Consider the following 25094-nt stretch of genomic DNA (forward strand, 5'->3'; position numbering starts at 1 on the left):
TCACCCTACTCGCCGGTCGCGGCGAGCCCGCGCCGCGCCAGCAGCGGTCCGATCTGTGCGTCACGGCCGAGCATCGCCGCGTGCGCACGCACCGGATCCACGCTGTCGCCCCGCGAGAGCACGGCGTCGGCGAACGCACGTCCGAGCTCGCGATCGAGTCCGCCGCCGGCCAGGAACCACTGCTCGGTCTCCGCGTCGAGAACCTCCGACCAGATGTATGAGTAGTAGCCTGACGAGTAGCCGCCAGCGAACACGTGGTTGAAGTACGTGGTGCGGTAGCGCGGCGGAATCAGCTCCGACCACAGCCCGGCTTCACGCAGCGCCTGCTCCTCGAACACGAGGACGTCCGAACCGATCTCATCCGGGCCGAGCCGGTGCCACGCCAAGTCGAGGGCTGCGGCCGCCAAGTATTCGATGGTCGAGTGCGCGGTCTCGGTTGCCGTCGCCGCACGCACTGCGTCGAGCAGCGCCGCCGACGCGGGCTCACCCGTCCGGAAATGCCGAGCGTACCCGCCGACCACATCGGGGTGCAGCGCCCACATCTCGTTGACCTGCGACGGGAATTCGACGAAGTCACGGGGAACCGACGTACCCGACTGCGACGCGTAATCCACGTCAGACAGCAGACCGTGGATCGCGTGTCCGAACTCGTGGAACACGGTGATCAGCTGATCGAGTGTGAGGAGGCACTTCTCGCCTGCCTCCGGCTTCGTCAGATTCGACACGTTGACGATGATCGGCGACGTCCCGAGGCTGCGGGACTGGTCGACGATGTTGTTCATCCACGCCCCGCCCCGCTTGGACGGCCGTGCGAAGAAGTCGCCGAGGAACAGGCCGATCCCCTCCCCGTCGCGGGTGACCTCCCAGACGCGGACGTCCGGGTGGTAGCCGTGCAGATCCGGGCGTTCGGTCATGCTCAGCCCGTACAGGGCGTGTGCGGCGGCGAACACGCCGTCGCGCAGCACCGACTCCAGCTCGCAGTACTGCTCGAACTCGTCGATATCGACATCGCCGCCCGACCGCTGTGCCGCGGCGAGCGCGAACGTGACGTCCCACGGCTCCAGACGGGCCCCGTCGCTGATGCGCTCGAGTTCCTGAACGCCCGCCGCCATCGCGGCGCCGCCGAGCTCGGCGAGGAGATCGGCTGCGGCCCTCGGGCTCGGAGCCGTCTGTTCGGCGAGCACGTACTCGGCGTGGTCAGCGTAGCCGAGGAGGCGTGCCCGGCGTGCGCGCAATTCGACGATCTCGCGAATGAGATCGCGAGTGTCGAACTCGTTCCCGCGCGCGCAACGGGTGATCGACGCATCGAACACGCGGCGTCGTGCCGCCGGGTCGGTCAGCTTGGCGACACTGCCTTGGCTGGACGGCAGTTCCAGCGCGACGAGCCAGCCGTCACGGCCGGCGTCGGCTGCGGCTCGCCGTGCGGCCGCGATCTCGCCGTCGGACAGCCCGTCCAGGTCGGCGACGTCCTCGAAGAGCACCGCAGACGCGTTCGTGTCGTCGAGCAGACGTTGTCCGAAGTCGGTAGTAAGCGTCGCGAGCCGCGACGACCACTCCCGCATCTGCGCTTGTCCCTCGTCGTCGAGGGCCGCTCCGGCACGGACCGCGTCCCGGTACTGCTGCTCGACGAGCCGACGCTGCGGCTCAGTCAGGCCGGTCTCCTCGCGGGTCGCGTAGACCGCCTCGATCCGCGCGAACAGCGCCTTGTTCATCGCGATCGCATTGCCGTGCTCGGTGAGCCGGACCGCGAGCGCTTGCGCAATCTGCGCACGCTGCGGGTTACTGTCGGGACCCTCGAGGTTGACGAAGATCCCGTTGACCCGCGCCAGCGCACGACCCGAGTTCTCCAGTGCCTGAGCAGTATTGACGAACGTCGCCGGATCGGAAGCGGATGCGATGGCGTCTACCTCAGCGAGATGATCGGCGAACGCATCGTCGTACGCTAGGAGGAAGTCGTCGTCGGAGATCGACGCGAAGTCGGGCAGACCGTAGGGCAGGCCGGAGTCGGCGAGGACTGGGTTCACGCCGGTCACTTTCCCTTCGGCTTGTCGCCGAGCGCGTCTGTGGAGAGCGCCGCCACGAACGCCTCCTGCGGCACCTCGACGCGGCCGATCGTCTTCATGCGCTTCTTGCCTTCCTTCTGCTTCTCGAGCAGCTTGCGCTTACGGCTGATGTCACCGCCGTAGCACTTGGCCAGGACATCCTTGCGGATCGCGCGGATGTTCTCGCGTGCGATGACCTTCGACCCGATGGCTGCCTGGATCGGGACTTCGAACTGCTGGCGCGGGATCAGCTCCCTGAGCTTGTTCGTCATCTTGTTGCCGTAGCCGTACGCCGCGTCCTTGTGGACGATCGCGCTGAACGCGTCGACCGCCTCGCCCTGCAACAGGATGTCGACCTTCACCAGTTCCGCGGCCTGCTCGCCCGCCTCCTCGTAATCGAGGCTCGCATAACCGCGGGTCCGCGACTTCAGTGCGTCGAAGAAGTCGAAGATGATCTCGGCCATCGGCAGTGTGTACCGCATCTCCACTCGCGTCTCCGACAGGTAGTCCATACCGCCGAGTTCACCACGCCGCGTCTGGCACAACTCCATGATGGAGCCGATGAACTCGCTCGGCGCGATGACCGTCGTCTTGACGATCGGCTCGTAGATGTTGCGGGTCTTGCCGGTCGGCCAGTCGGACGGGTTGGTGACGATCTGCTCGGAGCCGTCGTCCATCTCCACGCGGTAGACGACGTTGGGAGCCGTGGAGATCAGGTTCAGGTTGAACTCGCGCTCGAGGCGCTCGCGGGTGATCTCCATGTGCAGCAGCCCGAGGAAGCCACAGCGGAAACCGAAGCCGAGGGCCACCGACGTCTCGGGCTCGAAGGTCAGTGCCGCGTCGTTGAGCTGCAACTTCTCGAGCGCTTCGCGGAGGACCGGATAGTCGGAGCCGTCGACCGGGTACAGACCAGAGTAGACCATCGGGCGCGGCTCGCGGTATCCGGTCAACGGCTCCGGGGCGCCGCCCCGCGCGCTCGTGACCGTGTCGCCGACCTTCGACTGGCGGACGTCCTTCACACCGGTGATCAGGTAGCCGACCTCACCGACCCCGAGCCCCTTGCTCGCCTTCGGCTCGGGCGAGACGATGCCGACCTCGAGCAGTTCGTGCGTCGCGCCCGTCGACATCATCGCGATCTTCTCGCGGGGAACGATCTTGCCGTCGACCACACGGACATAGGTGACGACGCCACGGTAAGTGTCGTAGACGGAGTCGAAGATCATCGCGCGGGCAGGCGCGTCCGAGTCGCCGACGGGCGCCGGAATCTGCCTGATCGCCGCGTCGAGCAGTGCGGGTACGCCTTCTCCGGTCTTACCGGAGACACGCAGGACGTCCTCGGGTTCGCAGCCGATGATGTGCGCGATCTCGGACGCGTACCGGTCCGGGTCGGCGGCGGGCAGATCGATCTTGTTCAAGACCGGGATGATCGTCAGGTCGTTCTCCATCGCCAGATACAGATTGGCGAGAGTCTGCGCCTCGATGCCCTGCGCCGCATCGACCAGCAGAATGGCGCCCTCGCACGCTTCGAGCGCACGCGACACCTCGTACGTGAAGTCGACGTGCCCCGGGGTGTCGATGAGATGGATGACGTATTCCTGACCGTCCATCGTCCACGGCAGTCGCACGTTCTGCGCCTTGATAGTGATGCCGCGCTCACGTTCGATGTCCATGCGATCGAGGTACTGCGCACGCATCGCCCGCTCCTCGACGACACCGGTCAATTGCAGCATGCGGTCCGCGAGCGTGGACTTGCCGTGGTCGATGTGCGCAATGATGCAGAAGTTCCTGATCGAGGCAGGATCGGTGAACGTCGTATCGGCGAAGCTGGGAATCGAACTCACTCCTCGGGCGGCGGGGCCGGGATGGAACCGGCACACAGATCACCCTCCAGTTTCGCACGCCGACCCGACAGGCGACGATTCTCCGGCGTTCCGCCGGTAGTGTCGGCCGCGTGAGGAACGCCAGCACCGTGACGGCAGACGCCGTCGTCGCCGATCTCGAATCACCCGACGATCCGGTAGGCCTGATCGTCCTGGCACACGGCGCAGGCAGCGACCGGCAGTCTGTTCTCCTACGAGTCCTGAGCGAGTCACTGACCGGGCGCGGGTTCGCCGTCGCACGGATCGACCTCCCGTATCGCCAGCAGCGACCGAAGGGCCCGCCGTCACCGTCGAAGGCCGCCGCCGACCGGGACGGGATCCGCGCGGCTGTCGGGGCCGTGCGCTCGGAGGTCGACACGAACGGTCCGGTGATCGTCGGCGGTCAGTCGTACGGAGGGCGACAGGCGTCGATGGCAGTCGCCGAGGACTCGACTCTCGCCGACGGACTACTCCTGACCTCCTATCCCCTGCACCCGCCGGGCAAATCGGAGAAGGCCCGGACCGAGCACCTCCCCCAGATCACACCGCCGACCCTCATCGTCCACGGGCGTTCGGACGCGTTCGGAACCTCCGCCGAGTTCGCCGCGATCATCCCGATGTTCGGCGGCCAGGTGCGGCTACTGGAGATCGAGAAGGCCGATCACAGCCTGCGGCCCACTCGTAGCGGCGTCGGCCCGACGACCGCAGACGCGGTCGAAGACTGGTTGGCGCCTGCTGCGCGCGAGTTCCGAGCCAGCCGATGAGACCCGCCGAGAGAGCGACGGGCGACCTCGCCCGGAGCGTCGTGTACGCCCCGGATCTCGATGGCAGCGCCGACCCCGGTGAGATCGTATGGACCTGGGTACCGTTCGAAGAGGACGCGAGTCAAGGCAAGGACCGGCCCGTGCTCGTCGTCGGGCGCGACGACGAGCACCTGTTGGGGCTCATGCTGTCGAGCAAGGACTATCACCGGGGCGACGACGACTGGCAGGCCATCGGATCGGGCAGCTGGGACCGCGAAGGACGCGAGAGCTTCGTTCGACTCGACCGCGTCCTACTGGTCGCCGAGCACGGCATCCGCCGGGAGGGTGCCGTCTGTGACCGGGAACTGTTCAACAGGGTCGCGGACACCCTGCGCGAACGGTTCGGCTGGAGCTGAGCTATCTCCGCAAGGCCTGCGAACGACGTCGCACGGCGCGAACGACGTTGCCCACGCGCGTCTTCAACCGCACGGGCGGGTCGACGATCTCCGAGACCTTGACCCACTCGGCGATCGCGTCGAGCGCCGCGTCGAACACCTGCCCGTCGGTGAGGGGCGCCGAGTCCGTCCCACCGGGCGCGACGCGCAGATCATCGACCGTCCCCGACACCGGGTATCCGCCGTCGATGATGGCCGACACGAGTTCGTCGGAGTAGTCAGCCACCCAGTCGACCTGTCCCGCAGCGAGCCCGACGGGAGCGCCTGCGTCGATGTTCGACATCACTTCGTGGATGAGGACGTGCTTGACCAGCCGCTCGTAGCGACTCCATTCGACGTCGGTCGGCTGGAGGCGGGTGTTGAGCTGTCGGAGGAACTCGGTCTGCGACGCCGACAACGAGCTGTTGTCACGCACTGTCGGCTCGGGCAGTCGCGCCGGGTCGAGGTCGATCACGCGTAAGAAGCGCTCCCACAGCCCGTCGCCGGGCTTGCTGGTTCCCTTCGCCGGGACTGTCACGACATGCACCCGCTCGGCACCGATGACCGCCGACCAGTCGGCGAGGATGCGCCGGTAGTCCTGGAACTCCCAGAACGGTTCATCGCCCGGCGCCTCGGGCCCCGCGCTGATCGAGGCAAGGAACTCGTCGAGGGTCGCGCGACGCTGGTTCTTGACGTTCTCCTGCCAGACCGACGGGACCTGACGGCCGAGGTCACGCACGGTGAGGATCGCGTGGACCTCGTCGGCGAACGACAAATCGGCGACCAGTCGACGGATCCGATCCGCTCCCGCGTTCGCGAACAACTCATGCGAGACGAGCGAACGCTGCGGCCACTGACGCATCTGTTCGACCATCGCGGACCACGCTCCCGCATGCTCGGGTCGTGCCCAGTCGAGGTACCGCTCGGGTTGCAGGTGGGTCGCGGCATGGAAGTGGTCGTCCATGTTGACGCCCGGGTACAGCAGACCCGCAGCCATCGCATGATTCCGGTTCCGCCAGAGACGACTCTGGACGTGCGTGGTGCCGGTCTTCGGCAGACCGACGTGGACGTAGACGACAGACATGGCCCCACCCTATTAGAATCACGATGATTACAACCGAGCCACCTCGTCGGTACCGGGCACGATGTGCTTCACGGATTTGGGTGCGTACGCGCACGCTGGTATCGTTGATCGCTGTTGCACTCGTCGCCGACCTCTCGGTCGCGGAGCGCTGCCCAGAACACATCACGACGGTCGGCCGTACGGCCGCTGACAAACGACGAGAAGGAATTCGCGTGGCAAACATCAAGTCGCAGATCAAGCGGAACAAGACCAACGAGGCGCGCCGTCAGCGCAACCAGTCGATCAAGTCGGCTCTGCGTACTTCGATCCGCACCTTCCGCGAGAGCGTCGCGTCGGGCGACAAGGACAAGTCGTCCGAACTGCTGGTCAGCACGAGCAAGGAGCTCGACAAGGCCGCCTCGAAGGGCGTCATCCACAAGAACCAGGCCGCCAACAAGAAGTCGGCCATGGCTCTCGCAGTCAACAAGCTCTGAATCCTTCGCGGCCACGCGGCCTGCGAGACGTCAGAAAAGATCTTCATAGCAGTAACCAGATGACCCCGACGGTGTCCACGCGACCGTCGGGGTTTTTCTGCTATCGACCCCGCCGCGGCCTCAGCTGCGCGACCTGCGACACCGCATATTCGAGGGCGTAGTCCATATCAGCGGCCTGGCCCTTCACGTCGCCGTTGAGCTGCGCGACGACGAGCATCGCCTTCCCGATCGACGCCGAGTCCCACGCACGGGCCTGACCCTGGATCTTTCCCACGCGGCCCGGCGGCATGCCGAGTTCGGAGGCGACCGAGTATTTGTCTGCGCCGCCCATCGACCGCACACGTGCGATGCCGAATACCGCTTCGGCGAGAGCATCGGCCAGCAGGACGCGCGCGGTCCCGTGGTGCTGAGCCCAGGCGAGTGATTCCATCGCGCCGGCGAGATCGCCGGTGACGGCCTTGTCGGCGACCTCGAATCCGGTCACTTCCGCCCGCCCGGTGTAATAGGTGCGGACCGCTGCGGCGTCGACCTTCCCGCCGGTGTCAGCGACCAATTGATGGCAGGCCGCCGACAACTCCCGCAGATCCGAGCCGACCATGTCCGTGACGAGTTCGATGACCTCGGGACTCACTTTGACCCCGATCTCCCGGAACTCGGCGCGCACGAAGTCCACACGCTCGTTCGGCCATTTCGGCGCCACGCACGCGAACTCCTGCGCCCCTTCCTTCTTGAGGAGACCGACCATCGATTTCTGGCGTCCGCCGCCGGAGTGGATGACGACCATCGTGATGCCGTCCGGCACCGACTTCGCCGTCGCCGCGATCAATCCGGCGGGCTCTTTGCCTGCGGCGTCGGCCGCCTCGATGACGACGATCCGCTCGTCGGCGAACAGCGACGGACTGAGCAGTTCGGCCAATTCGGGTGCCGTGACCTCGCCTGCCCGCACACGAGTCACGGGCACATCGACGCCCGCCTCACGGGATCGCTCCGCACCGATGCGGGAGATCACGCGTCCCGTCAAGAAGTCGTCGTCACCGAGGAGGAGGAATAGCCGATCGCTCACGAGGTCCATCCTTCCATCCGCGCGCGGTCGACGTTGAAGACGCCGGACCTGCACATCGCGGGTCATCCTCGACGATGACGCCAGATCACCTTTCGGACTGATGACGGCGCGACGCGCACCGACTGTAATTGCCGGTATGAGAAGACATTTGCTGACTCTGATCCTCGCATCCGCCGTCTGCGGATCCGTCGCGTACTCGACCGAGTCGGTCGCCGCCCCGCAAGACGCGCCCGATGGGCGCACGATCAGCTGGGGTCTGTGCGACCCCGCCCGAAACGACATCGCCGACGATGTCGAGTGCGGCACCATGAGCCTGCCGGTCGATTGGAACGACCCGGACGGCGCGACCTTCACGGCCCGGGTGTACCGGCAGCGGGCCGACGGCGAACGCCGCGGCACCATCATCGACTTCCCCAGCGGCCCCGGCGCCACCGCCGACATCGGCTTCAGCACACTCAAACCGCTGGCCCCCGGCTACGACCTGATCGGTATCGACCCCCGCGGAGTGGCCTCCACGGCGCCGGTCACGTGCTCGTACGACGCCGTCCTCGCCGCACCGCTGGCCCCGCCTGCCGATCGAGCGGCGTTCGAGCGCACCCGCGGGCTTCGCGACACTGTGTATCAGAGCTGCTCGACGAGTCCGAAGTCGCTGATCGACCACCTCGACGCATACAGCAACGCCAACGACGCCGAGGCGTTCCGTCGGGCGCTCGGCGCACCGAGGGTCGTCGTGAGCGGGACATCGTATGGGACCCTGCTCGGCGCTCGCTACCTCGAACGATTCGGTGACCAGGCCCGGGGCGCGGTGCTTGACAGCGTCCTCGCGCCGGGACGGACCGCCGAACAGTTCCAGTCCGAGGCGGCCCGCGGCAATCAGCGGTTGTTCGACGAGTTCGCGGGCTGGTGCGCCACCGATCCGCAGTGTCCCATCCGAGCAGAGGGCGCCTCGGCCGCGATGGCCGCGGCGAAACGGAACGCCGACCGGGGACTGATTCCGGGCAAGACGGCTCTCGGCAGGGATTGGGACGCCGCAGGCGTCGTGCAGGCCTTCGAACTCAGCGCCGGTGTCGACGACTTCAGTGGGGCCGCATCGGCCCTTCGGGCTCTTGTGGACCACCGCAACCCCGTGACCGACGCGCCGACTGCGACCCCGACAGGTATCCGCGACGTGTACCCCGACGCGATCGTGTGCGCGGACCTCGACCTCGGGATTCGCGATTGGTCGACGGCGCGATCGATTCTGCACGCTGCAGCGCGCGGGAACCCGGACACTCCGTATTCGACGAACGCGCTCGCCTATGCGACGGCCTGCGCGGGCGCCCCGCGGCCAGAGCCGTCGGCCGCGAACGGATTCCGGTCCGGCGGCGACTTCCCGATCCTGCTCCTCAGCAACCGTTTCGATGTCGCGACTCCGATCGCATGGGCCGAGGAGGTGAAGACTGTGCTGGGCGACCGAGCTCGCCACCTCGTCCGTGACGGCGTCGGACACGGCGACGTGACCACTGACCCGGCCATCGCTCGCCAGGTGCGCGAGTACTTGGCGTCCCGTCGGCGGTGACGCGCCTGCGCCACGATCGGACGGCGATCGCCGTGCCGCCGCAGGTCACGACCAGAACTCCCGCCGCGGCCGCTCCGGGCACCTCCGGCGACACCCAGCCGGGCCCGCCGAGCCGGTCGGCGACGCCGATCAGCCACCGGACCCCGGGCCCCGCCGCGCGCACCAGTAGGTCCGCGAGCACACTCTGCGGCCCGTACCGCGGCCCGAGCGCGCCGACCGCGGCGGCGAGCGTCCCGGTGATACCGATCAGCGGGACAACCGGTGCGGCAAGCAGATTCGCCGGGATCGAGAAAACGCTCACCTGTCCGCTCACCGCGATGACCAACGGCGTCGTCAGGACCTGCGCGGCCACCGTCATCGACAGCAACGCCGCTGCCCACTCCGGCACCCCGCGGTTAGTCATCGCGAACCGGATCGGCACCGACCACAGGACCAGCCCGAGGGTCGCAGCCACCGAGAGGGCGAAACCGGGGGCCAACGCCATCTCCGGCCACCACAGGAGCACTACGATCACCGCCGCACCGAGCGCGGGCAACGCCTGAGAACGCCGCGATGACAGGCCCGCGGCCAGCCCGACCCCGCCCATCACCGCGGCCCGCAGGACGCTGTCGGTGGGCCGCACCAGGATCACGAATCCGGTCACCGCCACCACACCCACCGCGAACACCATGCGAGGTCGGGCGCCGAGCGCGCGAACACACAGGAGGACCGCACCGACCACGAGGACCAGGTTGGCTCCGGACACCGCGACGAGGTGCGACAGACCGGCCGCGCGGAAGTTGTCGCGGGTGTCCTGGTCCAGACCGCCGGTGTCACCCAGGATGAGACCGGGCAACAGTCCGCCCGCACGTCCGCCGAGAGCCCGGGCGGCGACCTCACCGCAACCGCAGACGTACGCCACCCGCCGCGCGCTGCCACCACGGCGCGTCGCCGCGCCTGGCGATATCTCCGGTCGCGGTGAGATCGGCCGCGATCAGTCGATCCCGCCCGGGCTCGGCAGCGCGAGTGACGCGAACCCGCGCTGACAGTCGCTCCCCCGGCAATAGATCGCCGATGTCCGACGACGCTGCCAGACGCGCCGACACCGGACGTTGCGCGCGACCGGACATCTCGTCGACCTGGACGGCGACAGTGAACCGCTTCCCGCCCGGCCAGTACATCGGATCGCCCGCCACCGTCATCCCGACGACTGGCTTGCCGACCGTCTCGGTGACCGGAGCCGCATCGACCGCGGCGATACGCAGTAGAACGATCGTCGCGCCCGCCGCGCCGATCCCACACACGCCCACAACCGTGACGGCAGCGCGCCGCCACCGCGGATCGCGTGACCGCAGGCAGGCGACGACGGCTCCGACCACCAGGAGCCCGACCACCACTCGCGTCGCCGGGGCCGGGGCAACAAGCCCGATGATCGTCGTCGACCAGCAGGCGGCTGCGGGCGCAGCCAGCCGAAGATCGGCCATCAGCCCACGGTGACGAGCGGCCGGAGCTTCGCCAGGCGTCCCTCTCCGATTCCATCCACCTCGGCCAACTGGTCGACCGATCCGAACGACCCGTTGGCTTCCCGCCACGCGATGATCGACTGCGCCGTCACCGGCCCCACACCGGGCAGCGTGTCGAGCTCGGACTCGGTCGCGGTGTTCACATTCACCAACTGTCCGCTGCTGCTCGACCCTCCCGCCGTGCCGCTGCCTGTTCCCGAACTGCCACCCGGCGATGACGTCGAACCGCCGGATGCGACGACCGCGCTACGGACCTGATCGTCGCCCTTCTTCCCGACGAGTACCTGGTCGCCGTCGTGCACGATCTGCGCGAGGTTCAAGCTCATCGTATCGGCGTTCGCACGCGCTCCGCCCGCCCGCGCGAGGGCGTCGGCGACCCGCGAGTCCGCGGGTATCTTGACCAGCCCTGGCCGCCGCACGAGACCGACCACACTGACCACGACCTCCGCAGACGGGGGTCTCGCGCTCGTCTGCTCGGGTGTGTCGGTACCTGGTGTCGGCGGCGCCGCCCCTGACGAGGCCGCCCCTGACGAGTCGACGGGCGCATCGAATGCCACCAGCGGAGTCGATGGCTCGTTCTGTCGCAGAAGTGAGTACCCGGCGAACCCGCAGCCGAGCACCCCGACGAGGATCAGGCCGATCGCTGCGGGCGGCATCATCGTCCAGCGGCGCCGCGGTGGGTCCCACTCGTCGTCCTCGTCGTCCGTCGACGCGTCGTCGTCGAGGCTGGCATCGTCAAGTGTGTCGTCGAGGCAGTCGAACCCTTCCGAGCTTCGGGCGTTCCACGTCCGTCTGCCCTGTCGGGTGTCGAGCCAGTCCGGCATCGCCGTCGCGCCCCATCGGTCGACGACGTCGTCGGACTCTGGCCGAACCTCGTCCCACTCGTCGTCGGGCGCCTTGATCAGACGCGCCAATCGATCCGGCCCCGAGTCGCGGTTACGGCCCGCCCGCAGTTCCATCCCCATGAGTGGACGGTAGGTGCGCTGCCTGCACCGGGAAAGGAAAGATCAGGCGAAACGGGCGATCTGTGGATGAACGGCGCGTTGTGCACAGGTGTGGCGCGCGTGACCGCTCGGTCAGTCGAGGGAGTCCAGTCCGAAGGCGAGGGCGACGCCGACGGCGCCGGGGCCGACGTGAGTTCCCAGCACGGAGCCGAGGTCGACGGTCAACGTCGACGTGACGTCATCGAGTCGCTCGAGCATCGTGTCCACGAGTTCACAGGCCAGCTCCGGGTTCTGGCAGTGCTGGACGCCGACGGTGACCGCCTCGCCGTCAGCGAGTTCGACGGCGGCGTCCACCATCTTCCCGACCGCCTTCGTCATGGTGCGATGGCGTTCGCGGAGCGTGAGCAGACCGTCAGACATGTGCAGGATCGGTTTGATCGACAGAGCCGAACCCAACAGGCGACCGGTCAGACTGAGTCGGCCACTCGTGCGCAGATTGTCCAGGTTCTGTACGCACAGCATCGACTCCGCTGTGGCCGCGGCGCGTACCGTCGCCTCGTACACCTCATCGCGCGAAGCTCCCGATTCGGCGGCCTGCACCGCCGCGATCGTCGTCAAACCGAGCGACACACCTACCGACCTGGAGTCGACCACGCGCACAGCCGAGTCGACGGCGTCCGCCGCGAGTCGGGCCGCGCTCCAGGTTCCGGACAATCGGCGCGACATATGGACGGCCACGACGCCATCGCCCTCGCTGCGTTCCAATGCGTCTTCGTACGCGCGCCGCAGGTCCGCGAGACTCGCGCCCGACGTCGACACACCGGATGTTGTGATGACCTCGGGCGGAACGTCGTCCACACCCTCGAGGTACTCGGTGCCCTCGTCGAGAGTCACATGCAGCGGAACCTGCACGACCCCGTGAGCGTCGGCGAGTGACGCAGGCAATCGCGACGACGAATCGGTGACGACGACGACAGGCACGACTACACGGTAGCCGGTGCCGGAATTGCGGTGAGCGCCGCCTCTACGACTGGCGCGGTCACCTCGGCGATCGCGGAGTGTGTGGCAACGCTCCAGTGGATGCCGTCTGGGTTCATCGTCGTCTCCGGATCGGCGAACGCGGCCTCCGTCGTCTCGTAGAACGACACCGTCGGCAACCCGTGCTCACCCGCCCACCTCTCGATCGCAGTGGTCGTCGGGATGCGACCGGGATGAGCGTTCCCGTAGTACGGGCTGTCGTGGGTGGGCGGAAGGCAGACGACGATCGGCAGGTCCGGTCGCAAGTGCGCGACGGCGCCTCGCACCTTCTCGTAGTACTCGACGGTGACCCGCGGCGGCAGCGCCGTCGGCCACCCGAGCGGCGAGAGTCGCGGCTGGAGCCACGAGTACGCCTCGCGCACTCGCTGGCGTAGGGCTGCGGGTCGGATGTATCGGATCTGTTCGCGCAACGCCGTCGGCAACGGCGACGGCAACGAGTCCATTCCGCCGTACGCGAGCACCAGGACGTCGGCATGCGGGAGCGCGGCCCAGATGCGCGGATCCTGGGTCATCGCCCACCACACATCACGGCTGGTCCAACCGATGCGGGCGAACAGTTCGACGCGACGCCCGACGCGCTCCCCCACACGATTCGGCCAGATACGTCGGTCGTCGGCGGCCAGGCCACCCGTCTCGTCGTAATACGACAGTGAGTCAGCGAGGACCAGAACAGAACCCGACACGTGCGCTCCTACGGTTGAGAGATGCTGGCTGCCAAACGATCTGGCTTGCGATTACGACCGGACGTTACTGGACCGCCGATTCGGCCGACGCGTTCCATACGTCCAGCCGCCATACCGGATCGTCGGTGTCCGTCGTCGAGTGTCCCGACACCTGGACCCACGCGGTGTTCGCGAGACCGCCGAGAATAGGCCAGTTCGCGACCGGCAGTCCCAGGAGTCGCGCAGTCAGCGCGGCGATGCAGCCGCCGTGCGCCACGAGAACCACCGGAGCGTCGGGATCGTCGCCGCGACCCCAGCCGTCGAGGGCATCGACGAGTTCGGTCACTACGGGCACCATGCGCGCGGCGACGTCCACGCGGCTCTCGCCTGCGGGCGGCGACCAGGCCGCGTCGTCACGCCAGTACCGACGCGCGCCGGGAGATGCGGTGTCGACCTCCGTGTGCGTCAGACCCTGCCAGTCGCCGAGATAGGTCTCGCGCAAGCGCTCGTCGGTCGTGACATCCTGGCCGGTCACCGCGCCGACCGCTCTCGCGGTCTCGTATGCCCGACGCAGATCGGATGACACGATCACCAGTGGCGCACGAGTCGCGATCGCCCGACCGGCTATCTGTGCCTGTTCGACACCCAGGTCGGACAGATCGGTGTCGAGCTGGCCCTGCATTCGCTGCGTCGCGTTGTAGACGGTCTGGCCGTGGCGAAGCAAGATCAGACGGCGCACGCGCGGTGTGAGCCGCTCGACGCTGGAGTCGCCGGGGTCCGGTTCGCCGCGCATCAGCGCCTCCTCATTCGGGTGAGCCGGGAACGATCTCGTCGTTGCGGTCGGATTCGGGTCGGACCGCCGGTTCAACACCCTCGATCTCGATCAGCGGGCAGTCCTTCCACAGCCGTTCCAGACCGTAGAAGTCGCGCTCGTCGTCGTGCTGGACGTGGACTACGACGGTTCCGTAGTCCAGAAGCGCCCATCGACCCTCTCGAGTGCCTTCGCGACGCAGCGGCTGGTGGCCCGTCTCGCGCAACTTGTCCTCGATCTCTTCGACGATCGAGTTGACCTGGCGCTCGTTGTCGGCCGACGCGATCAGGAAGATGTCGGTGATGACGAGCTGTTCGGAGACGTCGATCGCGGCGACGTTCGTCGCGAGGACCTTGACGGCCGCGTGGGCGGCGGTCGTCGCCATCGCGATGGATTCTTCAGTCGCGCTCACTGGTTTCCCTTCGGTACAGACCGTGCTTGGCGATGTACTGCACGACGCCGTCGGGCACGAGGTACCAGACAGGTCGTCCTGTGGCCGCGCGGTCGCGGCAGTCTGTCGACGAGATCGCCAGTGCGGGGATCTCGATCAATTGCAGCGACCGGGCGGGTTTAGTCGCCAGATGCTCGGTCAGATGTTTGACGTTCAGTTCGTATCCGGGCCGCGACACTCCGATGAAGTTCGCGAGCTCGAACAACCCTTCCCAATCATGCCAGGTCAGGATGGTCTCGAGCGCATCGGCACCGGTGATGAAGTAGAGCTCATCATCGGGGAACGCGGCGCGCAGGTCACGCAGGGTGTCGACGGTATAGGTGACCCCCTCGCGTTCGATGTCGACGCGGCTCACGGTGAACTGAGGGTTGGACGCGGTCGCGACGACCGTCATCAGGTAGCGATGCTCGGCCGAGCTGACCTGGCGCGACGGATCGGAGGCGTGCTCGCCCTCCTTCTGCCACGGCCGTCCGGTCGGCACGAACACGACCTGATCGAGTTTGACCCGGTCGGCGACCTCGCTCGCGGCGACGAGGTGACCGTTGTGGATCGGGTCGAACGTGCCGCCCATGACGCCGATACGACGCGGCCGCGCAGTCTCCGATGACATGAACAGTGAGCTTACGCGGTGACCGTGCCCGCTTCACACCGGCAGCAGGTCGGCGATCACACGTCCGAGCTGATCGGCATTGCGGCACTCGAACATGTCGACTTCGGCGGCGTACACGCTCGCCGAGGAGTCACCGGAGTCCCAGGCCTGTTTGCGTTCGGGGTTGAGCCAGTAGGCGTTCCGCACCCGTTCGCGGATCTTCGCGAGCGAGTCCGCGTGCGCCGGCCGGAAGTTGTTGCGGGCGTCGCCGAGGATGAGCAGCGCGCTGCGGTGTGTCAACGAGTCGAGATATGTCCGGGCGAAACCCTTCAACATGTGTCCATAGTCGGAGTGTCCGTCACGGGTGCTGATCCGCGCGGTCGAGAGCATCTCGCTCATCCGGGTTCCGAACTGGTTGTCGTCGTTGCCGTGAGCGAAGAAGTCGGTGACCTCGTCGACGGTGTCGACGAATGCGAACACCCGCACGTTGGAGAACTGTTGGCGAAGCGCGTACACGAGTTGCAGGGTGAATTGGCTGAACCCGGCGACCGAGCCCGACACGTCGCAGATGATGATGAGTTCGGGTTTGCCGGGCCGCGGTTTGCGACGGCGCAGATCGATCGGAACGCCGCCGGTCGACATCGACGCGCGGAGCGTCGCTCGCACATCGACCGCGGCGTGCCTGTTGCGGCGACGACGGAACTCCAGTTTCGCTGCGAGAAGGCGCGCGATCGGGTCGATGGTGCGCCGCATCTTGATCATGTCCTGCGCATTGGCGGAGAAGAAGTCAATGTTCTCCGGCAGTTTCGGGACGGCGTACGAGGAGACCGCGTCGCGCCCGCGAACCTCCGCCATTCGACGTTGCGTCTCGGTGGTGACGGCTTCGCGGAATCGCTCGGTGGCCCCACGCGCGGCCTGGCGGTTGAGCGCGTCCGTGCCGGGCCGGTCGTCGCCGTTCGCCTGGCCGCCCGCCATCGCCGCGGCGATCCGCGCGATCAACGTCTGCGGCGAGATCTGCGACATCGCCTGATACACCGAATACGATTCGCCACGCGCCGACTCGTACTGCCCCATCTCGGCGACGACCGCAGCAACCATCTGATCGAATCGGCCGTCGGTCATCGACTCGGCGTCGGCGAGTGTGTCGGCGACCATCTCGCGGAGTGCTTGGACGTCCACTTCGCCGTCCTCGTCGCGTGGAACCTCGAACGCGGCTCGCCGCGCCTCGTTGCCCAGCGGGAACCAGAGCTCGAAGCACAGGTCGAACGTGTCACGATGGTTGTGATCGGACAGGAGGGTCGCCGCCAACCCTTCGCGCAGCGACTCGCGGTCGAGCAGATCCAGGACGGTCATCGCCTGACCGGCGTCGATCAGATTGGACGGTCCGACGGTGATCCCCCGACCCCGCAGATCCTCGACGAACCCGGTCAGCGTATCGACGACGGCCTCGGTGCCCATGCGGTCAGCCAAGCTTCAGTTCGCGGATCGCGGTCGTCACGTCGGGACGGTGCTTGAGCACGACGCCGAGGGTCCTCGCGAGCAACGACTCGTCGAGCCGTCCACCCTTGATCGCCTGCATCGCCGACTCCGCGCCGCTTTCGCCTACTCCCCCGGTCATCGCCAGAAGGGTGTTGCCCCAGTCGATGGTCTCGGCGACCGACGGCTTCTTCTTGATGTCCAGTCCGCGCAGTACGCCGACGACGCGCACCAACTCCTCGGCGACCTTCTCGGGCAGGTCGGGAACCCGTGACGCGAGGATCTCGCGTTCGAGCGTCGCATCCGGGAAGTCGATGTACAGGTACAGGCAGCGGCGCTTGAGCGCCTCGGACAGTTCACGGTTCGCGTTCGAGGTGAGCAGCACGATCGGCCGTCGCGTCGCGGCGACGGTGCCCATCTCGGGGATGGTGATCGCGAAGTCGCTGAGCACCTCGAGGAGGAGCCCTTCGATGTCGACGTCGGCCTTGTCGATCTCGTCGATCAACAACACGGTCGGCTCGGTGCGGGAGATCGCCGTCAGCAGTGGTCGTGCGAGCAGGAACTCCTCGGAGAAGATGTCGTTTTTCGCGGAGTCCCAGTCCCGGGTCCCGGTGGCCTGGATCGCGAGGATCTGTTTGGCGTGGTTCCACTCGTAGAGGGCCCGCGCTTCGTCGATGCCCTCGTAGCACTGCAGGCGGATCAGTTCGGATCCGGTCGCCTGTGCGATGGCGCGCGCCACCTCGGTCTTTCCGACGCCTGCGGGCCCTTCCACGAGCAGCGGTTTGCCGAGACGGTCCGCCAGGAACGTGGTGGTCGACGTCGCGGCGTCGGCAAGGTATCCGGTGTCGGCGAGGCGTGCGCTGACGTCCGCAGCGTCGGTGAACGCGGGGACGATGTCCTTCCCGCTCATGCGGGCCGCACCTGTCCGTCGCCCCACACGAGCCATTTGGTCGAGGTGAGTTCGGTCAATCCCATCGGCCCCCGAGCATGCAGCTTCTGGGTGGAGATGCCGATCTCGGCGCCGAATCCGAACTGCTCGCCGTCGGTGAACGCCGTTGACGCGTTGACCATGACGGCGGCGGCGTCCACGCGGGCGGTGAACTCCTCGGCCGCCTGCAGCGACTTGGTGACGATCGCCTCGGTGTGGCCGGTGCCGTAGGTGTCGATGTGCTCGATCGCCTCGTCGAGTCCGTCGACGACCTTCATCGCGATGTCCAGCGACAGGTATTCACGGTGCCAATCGCCCTCGGTGGCCGGTTCCATGCCGGGCTCGTCGCCGTGGATGACGACGCCTTGCGACTGCAGTGCGGACATCATCGGCAGGAGTACGTCATCGGCGAGCGACTTATCGATGAGCACCGTCTCCGCGGTGTTGCACACGCTGGGGCGGCGAGTCTTCGCGTTGAGCACGATTCGCGTCGCGATGTCGGCGTCGGCGTCCGCGTGCACGTACACGTGGCAGTTGCCGGTGCCTGTCTCGATGGTCGGCACGGTCGCGTCACGCACGACGGCCGAGATCAGTCCGGCCCCGCCGCGCGGGATCACCACGTCGACCAGCCCGCGCGCCTGGATGAGCGCGGTCACGCTGTCGCGGCTCTCACTGGGCAGCAGTGCGACGGCGTCGGCGCTGACGTCGTTGTCCGATAGAACGGTGCGCAGCACCTCGACGAGAGCTGCGTTCGAGCTGGCGGCCGACGACGAGCCCCTCAGCAGCACGGCGTTACCCGCTTTGAAGGCGATGCCGAAACCGTCGACCGTCACGTTCGGACGCGCCTCGTAGACGAAACCGACGACACCGAGCGGGACCCGGACCTGACGGAGGTCGAGACCGTTCGGGAGCTTCTTACCCGACACGACCTGACCGATCGGATCCGGAAGTGCCGCGACCTGGCGCAGTCCGCCGGTGATTCCCTCGATCCGTTCCGGGGTGAGGCGCAGACGGTCGACCAGCGACGGCTCGGTACCGGCTTCCTCGGCACGCGCGACGTCGTCGGCATTAGCCGCGAGGATGGTGTCCGCAGCCTGGTCGACAGCGTCGGCGGCGGCCAGCAGCACGGCGTCCTTCTGCGCGGTCGTCAGGGTGGCGAGGCTGCGCGAGGCCTTCTTGGCTGCGGTCGCGAGCCCGGTGACGACGCCGGTGACGTCGGTCTCGGTGGGTGCACTCATGGATCCAGGTTAGCGCCGCCGTTCAGCGGGCCCAAGACGGGCGGGTCGGCGCGATCACTACTTCGACCGCGCCGGCGACGTCGGGCCATCGGGCAGTATTGGGTGGAACACGACCGCACCGACATCCGAGAAGAGAGGATCCGTCCCGATGGACATCCGTTCGACGACAGCCCGCACGATCACCGCGGGGGCGGCCGCACTCGTCAGTGTCGCCCTTCTCGCGGCGTGTTCCGACTCCGACGACGCGACGAGCGAGGGGCACGACGGCCACGGTTCGATGGCGTCGACGTCTGCGCCGTCCGGCGGCCAGGAACAGTCTGCGCACAATGACGCCGACGTGATGTTCGCGCAGATGATGATCCCGCACCACCTGCAGGCCGTACAGATGAGCGACGTCCTTCTCAACAAGGACAGCGTCCCCGACGATGTCCGCGAGCTCGCCGAATCGATCAAGTCCGCGCAGGCGCCCGAAGTCCAACAACTCACCGGATGGCTCGGCGAGTGGGGCGCCCCGGTCGAGGCGGATATGGGCGGTCATCACATGGACGGAATGGTCTCCGAAGCCGACCTCGCGAAGCTCACGAACGCGCCAGGCGAGGATGCTGCGCGTCTATACCTGCGGCAGATGATCGGGCATCACGAAGGCGCCGTGACGATGGCGCAGACCGAGATCGACGACGGGCGCAATCCGGACGCGGTCGCGATGGCGCGCAGCATCGTCGAGACTCAGAACAAGGAGATCGACGCTATGAAGCAGATGCTCGGATAGAGTCGCGACCTCGGCTCTGGTTCCGCAGCCTCGTTTTGCGTGTCATACCCTCAGATCGCCTGTCGCCTCCTCATTGCGTCTTAGCAGCCTGGGCGCAGGCTGCTAAGACGCAATGAGGCTGCGGGAGCCGAAATGAGGGGACGGGAGCGGCAGCGAGGATGCGGCAACGCTTCAACACGCGGCCAACGCCTCGGACAGCACGGCACGCGACGGTTCGTCGACCGGCAGACCGTACGCGTGCAGCACCGTCACGAATTGCACCGCGTACTGGCAGTGGAAACCGTCGAGCGGTGGCATCCATACGGCCGGCTCGGCGTCGGACTTGGCCTGATTACTCGGGCCGTCGACGGCGACGAGGTTGGCCGGGTCGTTCGCGAACGCGGTTCGACGCGCACGGGGCCATTCTCTCGCACCCAGATCCCAGGCGTACGAGAGCGGAACCACGTGGTCGATCTGTACCGCCGCCGACGACCGACCGCGCTCGAACACCACGGATCGTCCGGTGTACGGGCTGGTCAACACGCCAGCCGACACCGCCCGTGGACATGAACTGATCGCCGTCTGCCCGGACACCTCCAAGTCTCTGGTGAGGATGTCATTGCGTGTGTCGCACCGATTCCCCGCACCGGGCGCGTCGGAGGCATCCGTCCACGCGGTACCGAACGCATCGCGGTCGTAGCCGGTGTCGTGCGGTGGGCGCGTCGGTAGTGTCGCGAGCGCCGCAAGCGCCGTCCGCGCTTGGGCCACACGGAGTGCGGGAACCCGTGGGGCCGCGCCGTGCGGCGGACCGACGCCGACCGCGACGACCATCGCGACCAGAGCGAACACCGACAGCGCGCCCCACTGCCCGATCGTCAGACGTACGACGCCGCGGCGTCGTCGTGCATGCCAGTCCCGCCACCGCATCGTGCCCCCCTACTTGTTAGACGCGGGGAGCGGCCGCGCGGTTCCCTCCTGGATCGAGATACGCGGAGGGGTGTTACGCGGAGCGGTGTCAGGACTTCTCGAGATACTCCGCCCGGGAAGGCAGGAGGACGGCGCGCACCAGATCGGCGAGAGCGGGATGATCGGCGAGGTCTCGGTCGGCCTCGACGATCGACTCGGACAAGTCGCGCGCGTCGGCGATCACCTCGGTGTCGTCGATCAAGGACAAGAAGCTCAGCGACGATTTGCCGCCCGACTGCAGCGCGCCGAGGACGTCGCCCTCCCGCCGTTGCCGAAGGTCGACCATCGCCAACTCGAATCCGTCGTTCGACGCCTCGACGGCCTTCAGCCTCTCCATCGACGCCGACAACTCGTGTGCCGCCGTCATCAACAAGCACAGCCCCGCGTGTTGCCCACGTCCGACACGCCCGCGCAACTGATGGAGTTGGCTGACACCGAAACGCTCGGCATTGACGATGGCCATCGTCGTCGCGTTCGGAACGTCGACACCAACCTCGATGACCGTCGTCGCGACGAGGACGTCGATCTCGCCGCGGGTGAACGCATCCATCACGTCGTTCTTGTCGTCGGGATGCATCCGGCCGTGCAGGACGGCGATGCGCCGCTTGGCCAGCGGGCCACTCTCCAGCATCTCGACTTGTTGCAGGACCGAGATCGTGTCGTCCTCTTTCTCCTCCCCGTCGGCTTTGCCGCCCGTCTTCTTGGCGGCCTTCCTATTCGATTCCTCGTCGCCGATCCGCGTGCACACCACATACACTTGGCGTCCCGCGGCGACCTCCTCGTCGGCGCGCTCCCACACGCGGTGTACCCAATTCGCCTTGTGCATCGGCACCACGGTCGTCGTGATCGGCTGCCGACCACGCGGCAGCTCCGCCATGACCGACGTGTCCAGATCGCCGAACGTCGTCATGGCGACCGTGCGCGGGATAGGAGTCGCCGTCATCACGAGGAAGTGCGGCCGGCGGTCGTCGCGTCCCTTACCGCGCAGAACATCACGCTGTTCGACGCCGAAGCGATGCTGTTCGTCGACGACGACCATGGCCAGGTCGAAGAACTCGACGTTCTGCTCCAGGAGGGCATGCGTACCGATGACGATGCCGGAGTCGCCGGTCACCGCGTCCAGGAGCGTCTGACGCTTGGCGGCGGTGCCGAGCGAACCGGTGAGGAGTCCGACCCGAGTCGCACCGTCTGCCCCACCGAGTTCACCGCCGCGCGCAAGGTCGCCGAGCATCGTCATGAGGGTTCGATAATGCTGCGCGGCAAGGACTTCGGTCGGCGCGAGAATCGCACACTGATGCCCGTTGTCGACTACGCGAAGCATCGCCAGCAACGAGACCAGGGTCTTGCCGGATCCGACTTCGCCCTGCAGGAGGCGATTCATCGGGTGATCGACCGCGAGATCGTCACCGATCTCGCCCAGCACCGTCGTCTGTCCCGCGGTGAGCTCGAACGGGAGTCGTTCGAGCAGTTGGTCTTCCAGTCCGCCCGGTACGTGCGGACAGCCGATCGAGCGTTCCGAGCCGAGGTCGGCCCGCCGTTGCGCGAGCGCGGTCTGCACGGCGAGCGCCTCATCGAACGTGAGCCGTTCGTCGGCCCTTTCGATCTGCTCCATCGTCTCGGGCAGGTGGATGTGCCGGATCGCCTCGTCGCTTGTGATGAAGCCTCGCACGGTCCGCTGCTCGTCGGTGAGCGGGTCCGCCGCGGGCACGGTATCGGCGAGGACCTGCCGGACGGCACGCCAGATCTCCCACGTCTGCACGTCGCGCGTCGCCGGGTACATCGGGATGATCGACCGTCTGAAGTGCTCGACGTCGTCGGCGGTGCCGGTCAGGGCCGCGGCCTCCCCGTCGTCACCGGGCTCGCCCTTCTGGCTCTCCCCGGTCTCGTCGGCGAGGAGTTCGGCCATCATCGATGTGCCGTGCACATCCATCCCGTCGTCGGGCAGCACGAGCCAGTCCGGGTGCGACAACTGGATCTGGTTGTTGAAGTATTTGACCTTGCCTGCCAGGGCCACGCGCACGCCGGAGACGAGCACTCGTTGGATGTACTTCGCATTGAAGAAGCTGGCCTCGTAGCGGGTCCGACCGTCGTTGACGACGATCTTGAGGAACTTGCCGTATCGCCGTTTCATGGCGATCATCTGCGACTTCTCGATGCGTCCGATGACGGTGATCCACTCGTCGGGCTCGGGTCGCTCGGTGGCCGACACCTGCCCTTGCCGAATGTAGCGGCGTGGAACGTAGCGCAGGAGTTCACCGACAGTCGTCAATTCCAGACCCGCCAGCTTGTCCACAAGTTTCGGGTCGATGGACGAATCGGTGAGGGGCGACGCCGACGTCAGCATCATTCGACTCCCACTTGCAGAAGATGCGACGTCTGCCCTGCGTCGTGCACCTCCAGTTCGATGCCCTGGTAGTGGGCCCGGACGTGTGCTTCGATCGCGGCCCGCGACTCCGCGTCGAGGTCACTGCCCGCCAGGACGGTGACCATCTCTCCGCCAGTGGAGAGCATGAGATCGAGCAGCGCGGTCGCCGCCCCCGACTGATCCTTCGCGATCACCAGGACATCGGACCCGATGAGACCGAGAGTGTCGCCGATCTCGGCGGTTCCCGCGAGGGTCATGATCTTCGACGCCGACCGGATCAACGAGCCCCACCGCGTCGCGGCCGCGGCTTCGGCCATCGCGAACGCGTCGACATCGGGTTCTGCTCCGGGATCGTGCACGGCTAGCGCCGACAGGCACTGCACCATCGACATGGTCGGGAGGAACACCACCGACCGTTGGGTCGACCTGGCGTGCGCACCGACCGTGACCAGGTCCTGAGACGACATCATCCCGTTGCCCATGACAACGACGTGCGCGCTGTCCGTGGCGCGGATGGCTTCGCCGAGCGTCTCCGGTTGCACACCGTGGTCTGCTCGCACCACCGACGCACCCGCTTCGGTGAACAGTTCCTCGGCGCCGTCGCCCCGCACCAGGGCGACGACAGCCCGCTTGAACCTCGGCGGCGGCTCGTTGGCGCCGGGCGCCGCGTTGTAGGCGTCCAACATGAAGCAGCTGATTCGGATATCACGGATCGCGCCGAGTGCAATGCCTGCTTCCACAGCGGCTCCCGGCTCGTCTGTGTGGACGTGGACCGAGAAATTCTCCGACCCGGTCGAGCTGTCACCGACGATGACGACCGAGTCGCCGAGATCGCTGAGCCGGTCTCGCAGCCCGCCGATCTGAGCACCGTCGGCCCCTTCGAGCAGGTACATCGCCTCGAAGGCCGTGTCACCGTCTGCCGAGCACTCTTCGGCGTGAAATCCACCGGGTCCGCTCAACGATCCGCGGTAGGCCCGGCGTTTGTTCGCAACACCGGTAACGACCGAGACGAGCGCGTCGGCGAGCACCAGGAAACCGCGGGCCCCGGCGTCGACGACCCCGGCCTTCGCGAGTTCGGGCAGTTGGTCGGTGGTGAGATCGAGGGCCTCTGCCGAGCTCTCGGCGACGGCGCGCACGAGATCGGCAGGAGCTTGCGCGAGATTCTCCGAGGCCGCCTCCGCCGCCACGTTCAGCAGCGTAAGTACGGTCCCCTCTTTCGGATCGGCGACAGCGCGGCGCGCGGACAGCGACGCGAGACGGAGTCCGTTGGTGCACAGTCTGTTGAAACCGAGGTCGTTCTCGGCGACGGCCAGGTCGGCGGCGTCGGCGAGACCGACGAACAACTGCGCGAGAATGATCCCGGAATTGCCGCGCGCGCTCGCCACCGCCGCATCGGCGAGTGTCCTTGTCACGGTCTGCAAGTCCGCGCCGACCGCGACGTCGTCGAGCGCCGCGACCGCTCCGGCCATGGTGTTGGCCATGTTGCTTCCGGTATCGGAGTCGGGGATCGGGAAGACGTTGAGATCGTTGATCTCACCGCGAGAGACCGCCAGGCCGCCCGCGCACGCCTGCGCCCAGTCGCGGATGAACTGCGGGTTGACCGCGTCACCGCCGTAGGCCATTCATCACCCCCGAAACTAGAGTCGTGTCCGAGGTTACCGTTGCCCTCCGACCGAGATGCAGTTCGCTTACGACCCTACGGCCGCGATTTGGCCAGCACACGATTGCGCGTTACTCTTGTCGGGTTGCCTGTCGACGCCGCGTGGTCACTCACGCGCCGAGCGGGCGAAGAGACCAGACCATTTCTACCAAGGGAGTTCGCTATGGCTGCCGTTTGTGACGTTTGCGGCAAGGGCCCCGGATTCGGTAAGTCGGTCTCGCACTCGCACCGGCGCACCAACCGCCGCTGGAACCCGAACATCCAGTCCGTGCGAGTCGAGGTCGCCCCGGGCAACAAGAAGCGCACGAACGTGTGCACCTCGTGCCTCAAGGCAGGCAAGACCTCCGTCTGAGGTCAGTACCCGCCACATATTCTTCCGATCGCCGTCCGGTCCGCCGGGCGGCGATTGTTGTGTTCGCAGGGGCGGTGGACCGGAGTCGGCAGCCGAACGCTCGCTCGG

General features: G+C 67.1%; 23 protein-coding genes and 1 pseudogene. 6 read left to right on the forward strand and 18 right to left on the reverse strand.

What is annotated here, in order from left to right; genetic code table 11:
• Positions 1–5 precede the first annotated feature (5 nt).
• Positions 6–2033 (reverse strand): M3 family metallopeptidase, encoded by a 2028-nt coding sequence (locus ACTIMF_RS07765; protein WP_442349702.1) that lies wholly within the window; start codon positions 2031–2033, stop codon positions 6–8.
• On the reverse strand, positions 2030–3883 hold the full coding sequence (lepA, locus tag ACTIMF_RS07770; protein ID WP_442349703.1) for a translation elongation factor 4: 1854 nt from the start codon (positions 3881–3883) through the stop codon (positions 2030–2032). The genes ACTIMF_RS07765 and lepA overlap by 4 nt, the downstream gene beginning before the upstream one ends.
• 110 nt (positions 3884–3993) lie before the next feature.
• On the opposite strand from lepA, the gene ACTIMF_RS07775 reads away from it, so the two are divergent.
• Positions 3994–4665, forward strand: a complete 672-nt coding sequence (locus tag ACTIMF_RS07775) for an alpha/beta hydrolase family protein (protein WP_442349704.1) — start codon at positions 3994–3996, stop codon at positions 4663–4665.
• Complete coding sequence (locus ACTIMF_RS07780; RefSeq protein ID WP_442349705.1) at positions 4662–5060, forward strand: type II toxin-antitoxin system PemK/MazF family toxin; 399 nt, start codon at positions 4662–4664, stop codon at positions 5058–5060. The genes ACTIMF_RS07775 and ACTIMF_RS07780 overlap by 4 nt, the downstream gene beginning before the upstream one ends.
• A gap of 1 nt (position 5061) precedes the next feature.
• On the opposite strand, the gene ACTIMF_RS07785 is transcribed toward ACTIMF_RS07780, so the two are convergent.
• Positions 5062–6162, reverse strand: coding sequence for a sulfotransferase family protein (locus ACTIMF_RS07785; protein WP_442349706.1), 1101 nt, complete (start codon positions 6160–6162; stop codon positions 5062–5064).
• Positions 6163–6374: 212 nt separating this feature from the next.
• Here ACTIMF_RS07785 and rpsT point away from each other — a divergent pair, with 212 nt between their 5' ends.
• A complete protein-coding gene (gene rpsT / locus ACTIMF_RS07790) occupies positions 6375–6635 on the forward strand; it encodes a 30S ribosomal protein S20 (RefSeq protein WP_442349707.1) in 261 nt (86 codons plus the stop codon).
• Positions 6636–6735: 100 nt separating this feature from the next.
• Here rpsT and holA read toward each other — a convergent pair whose 3' ends face one another.
• The gene (gene holA, locus ACTIMF_RS07795) at positions 6736–7707 is read right to left on the reverse strand and encodes a DNA polymerase III subunit delta (protein ID WP_442349708.1); all 972 of its coding nucleotides are present in this window, start codon (positions 7705–7707) and stop codon (positions 6736–6738) included.
• A gap of 127 nt (positions 7708–7834) precedes the next feature.
• Here holA and ACTIMF_RS07800 point away from each other — a divergent pair, with 127 nt between their 5' ends.
• Positions 7835–9256, forward strand: a complete 1422-nt coding sequence (locus ACTIMF_RS07800; RefSeq protein WP_442349709.1) for an alpha/beta fold hydrolase — start codon at positions 7835–7837, stop codon at positions 9254–9256.
• A 76-nt stretch (positions 9257–9332) separates the two neighbouring features.
• On the opposite strand, the pseudogene ACTIMF_RS07805 reads toward ACTIMF_RS07800, so the two are convergent.
• From ACTIMF_RS07805 to ACTIMF_RS07855, 11 genes and pseudogenes are all read right to left on the reverse strand, one after another.
• Positions 9333–10157, reverse strand: a pseudogene (locus ACTIMF_RS07805) (ComEC/Rec2 family competence protein); the annotation flags it as partial.
• A complete protein-coding gene (locus tag ACTIMF_RS07810; protein ID WP_442349710.1) occupies positions 10132–10719 on the reverse strand; it encodes a DUF4131 domain-containing protein in 588 nt (195 codons plus the stop codon). The gene ACTIMF_RS07810 and the pseudogene ACTIMF_RS07805, both read right to left, overlap by 26 nt.
• A complete protein-coding gene (locus tag ACTIMF_RS07815) occupies positions 10719–11723 on the reverse strand; it encodes a ComEA family DNA-binding protein (RefSeq protein WP_442349711.1) in 1005 nt (334 codons plus the stop codon). Before ACTIMF_RS07815 ends, ACTIMF_RS07810 begins: the two co-directional genes overlap by 1 nt.
• Before the next feature lie 111 nt (positions 11724–11834).
• Positions 11835–12683 carry a DegV family protein gene (locus tag ACTIMF_RS07820; protein ID WP_442349712.1) on the reverse strand — a complete coding sequence of 283 codons (849 nt, stop codon included), beginning with the start codon at positions 12681–12683 and terminating at the stop codon, positions 11835–11837.
• 2 nt (positions 12684–12685) lie between these two features.
• Complete coding sequence (octT, locus tag ACTIMF_RS07825; protein ID WP_442349713.1) at positions 12686–13423, reverse strand: diglucosylglycerate octanoyltransferase; 738 nt, start codon at positions 13421–13423, stop codon at positions 12686–12688.
• 64 nt (positions 13424–13487) lie between these two features.
• A complete protein-coding gene (locus tag ACTIMF_RS07830; RefSeq protein ID WP_442349714.1) occupies positions 13488–14195 on the reverse strand; it encodes a histidine phosphatase family protein in 708 nt (235 codons plus the stop codon).
• 10 nt (positions 14196–14205) lie between these two features.
• Entirely contained in the window at positions 14206–14625 is a 420-nt protein-coding gene (rsfS, locus tag ACTIMF_RS07835) for a ribosome silencing factor (protein ID WP_442349715.1), read from the reverse strand.
• A complete protein-coding gene (gene nadD / locus ACTIMF_RS07840) occupies positions 14612–15274 on the reverse strand; it encodes a nicotinate-nucleotide adenylyltransferase (RefSeq protein WP_442349716.1) in 663 nt (220 codons plus the stop codon). Before nadD ends, rsfS begins: the two co-directional genes overlap by 14 nt.
• A 33-nt stretch (positions 15275–15307) precedes the next feature.
• A complete protein-coding gene (locus ACTIMF_RS07845) occupies positions 15308–16711 on the reverse strand; it encodes a vWA domain-containing protein (RefSeq protein WP_442349717.1) in 1404 nt (467 codons plus the stop codon).
• A gap of 4 nt (positions 16712–16715) precedes the next feature.
• Positions 16716–17639 carry an AAA family ATPase gene (locus ACTIMF_RS07850; RefSeq protein ID WP_442349718.1) on the reverse strand — a complete coding sequence of 308 codons (924 nt, stop codon included), beginning with the start codon at positions 17637–17639 and terminating at the stop codon, positions 16716–16718.
• Positions 17636–18895: a glutamate-5-semialdehyde dehydrogenase gene (locus ACTIMF_RS07855; RefSeq protein ID WP_442349719.1), complete on the reverse strand. Its 1260-nt coding sequence runs from the start codon at positions 18893–18895 to the stop codon at positions 17636–17638. The genes ACTIMF_RS07850 and ACTIMF_RS07855 overlap by 4 nt, the downstream gene beginning before the upstream one ends.
• Positions 18896–19043: 148 nt before the next feature.
• Between ACTIMF_RS07855 and ACTIMF_RS07860 the strand changes: the two genes are divergently transcribed.
• Positions 19044–19664, forward strand: a complete 621-nt coding sequence (locus tag ACTIMF_RS07860) for a DUF305 domain-containing protein (RefSeq protein WP_442349720.1) — start codon at positions 19044–19046, stop codon at positions 19662–19664.
• A 171-nt stretch (positions 19665–19835) separates the two neighbouring features.
• Here the strand turns inward: ACTIMF_RS07860 and ACTIMF_RS07865 are convergent, their stop codons facing one another.
• The 3 genes from ACTIMF_RS07865 to ACTIMF_RS07875 all read right to left on the reverse strand — a co-directional run bounded on the left by ACTIMF_RS07865 (position 19836) and on the right by ACTIMF_RS07875 (position 24596).
• Complete coding sequence (locus ACTIMF_RS07865; RefSeq protein ID WP_442349721.1) at positions 19836–20570, reverse strand: HNH endonuclease family protein; 735 nt, start codon at positions 20568–20570, stop codon at positions 19836–19838.
• A gap of 88 nt (positions 20571–20658) precedes the next feature.
• Positions 20659–22956, reverse strand: coding sequence for an ATP-dependent DNA helicase RecG (recG, locus tag ACTIMF_RS07870; RefSeq protein WP_442349722.1), 2298 nt, complete (start codon positions 22954–22956; stop codon positions 20659–20661).
• Complete coding sequence (locus ACTIMF_RS07875) at positions 22953–24596, reverse strand: DAK2 domain-containing protein (RefSeq protein WP_442349723.1); 1644 nt, start codon at positions 24594–24596, stop codon at positions 22953–22955. Before ACTIMF_RS07875 ends, recG begins: the two co-directional genes overlap by 4 nt.
• 201 nt (positions 24597–24797) lie before the next feature.
• Here ACTIMF_RS07875 and rpmB point away from each other — a divergent pair, with 201 nt between their 5' ends.
• A complete protein-coding gene (gene rpmB / locus ACTIMF_RS07880; RefSeq protein WP_442349724.1) occupies positions 24798–24986 on the forward strand; it encodes a 50S ribosomal protein L28 in 189 nt (62 codons plus the stop codon).
• Positions 24987–25094 lie beyond the last annotated feature (108 nt).

It is taken from the genome of Gordonia sp. (in: high G+C Gram-positive bacteria) (assembly GCF_052106715.1).
GTDB lineage: Bacteria > Actinomycetota > Actinomycetes > Mycobacteriales > Mycobacteriaceae > Gordonia.

What these genes read in the sequence shown, in the direction of transcription:
- ACTIMF_RS07780 (WP_442349705.1), top strand. Translation starts at nt 4,662, where the DNA reads ATGAGACCCGCCGAGAGAGCGACGGGCGACCTCGCCCGGAGCGTCGTG.
- ACTIMF_RS07785 (WP_442349706.1), bottom strand. Translation starts at nt 6,162, where the DNA reads ATGTCTGTCGTCTACGTCCACGTCGGTCTGCCGAAGACCGGCACCACG.
- holA (WP_442349708.1), bottom strand. Translation starts at nt 7,707, where the DNA reads ATGGACCTCGTGAGCGATCGGCTATTCCTCCTCCTCGGTGACGACGAC.
- ACTIMF_RS07800 (WP_442349709.1), top strand. Translation starts at nt 7,835, where the DNA reads ATGAGAAGACATTTGCTGACTCTGATCCTCGCATCCGCCGTCTGCGGA.
- ACTIMF_RS07810 (WP_442349710.1), bottom strand. Translation starts at nt 10,719, where the DNA reads ATGGCCGATCTTCGGCTGGCTGCGCCCGCAGCCGCCTGCTGGTCGACG.
- ACTIMF_RS07815 (WP_442349711.1), bottom strand. Translation starts at nt 11,723, where the DNA reads ATGGGGATGGAACTGCGGGCGGGCCGTAACCGCGACTCGGGGCCGGAT.
- ACTIMF_RS07830 (WP_442349714.1), bottom strand. Translation starts at nt 14,195, where the DNA reads ATGCGCGGCGAACCGGACCCCGGCGACTCCAGCGTCGAGCGGCTCACA.
- nadD (WP_442349716.1), bottom strand. Translation starts at nt 15,274, where the DNA reads ATGTCATCGGAGACTGCGCGGCCGCGTCGTATCGGCGTCATGGGCGGC.
- ACTIMF_RS07845 (WP_442349717.1), bottom strand. Translation starts at nt 16,711, where the DNA reads ATGGGCACCGAGGCCGTCGTCGATACGCTGACCGGGTTCGTCGAGGAT.
- ACTIMF_RS07850 (WP_442349718.1), bottom strand. Translation starts at nt 17,639, where the DNA reads ATGAGCGGGAAGGACATCGTCCCCGCGTTCACCGACGCTGCGGACGTC.
- ACTIMF_RS07855 (WP_442349719.1), bottom strand. Translation starts at nt 18,895, where the DNA reads ATGAGTGCACCCACCGAGACCGACGTCACCGGCGTCGTCACCGGGCTC.
- ACTIMF_RS07860 (WP_442349720.1), top strand. Translation starts at nt 19,044, where the DNA reads ATGGACATCCGTTCGACGACAGCCCGCACGATCACCGCGGGGGCGGCC.
- ACTIMF_RS07865 (WP_442349721.1), bottom strand. Translation starts at nt 20,570, where the DNA reads ATGCGGTGGCGGGACTGGCATGCACGACGACGCCGCGGCGTCGTACGT.
- recG (WP_442349722.1), bottom strand. Translation starts at nt 22,956, where the DNA reads ATGATGCTGACGTCGGCGTCGCCCCTCACCGATTCGTCCATCGACCCG.
- ACTIMF_RS07875 (WP_442349723.1), bottom strand. Translation starts at nt 24,596, where the DNA reads ATGGCCTACGGCGGTGACGCGGTCAACCCGCAGTTCATCCGCGACTGG.
- rpmB (WP_442349724.1), top strand. Translation starts at nt 24,798, where the DNA reads ATGGCTGCCGTTTGTGACGTTTGCGGCAAGGGCCCCGGATTCGGTAAG.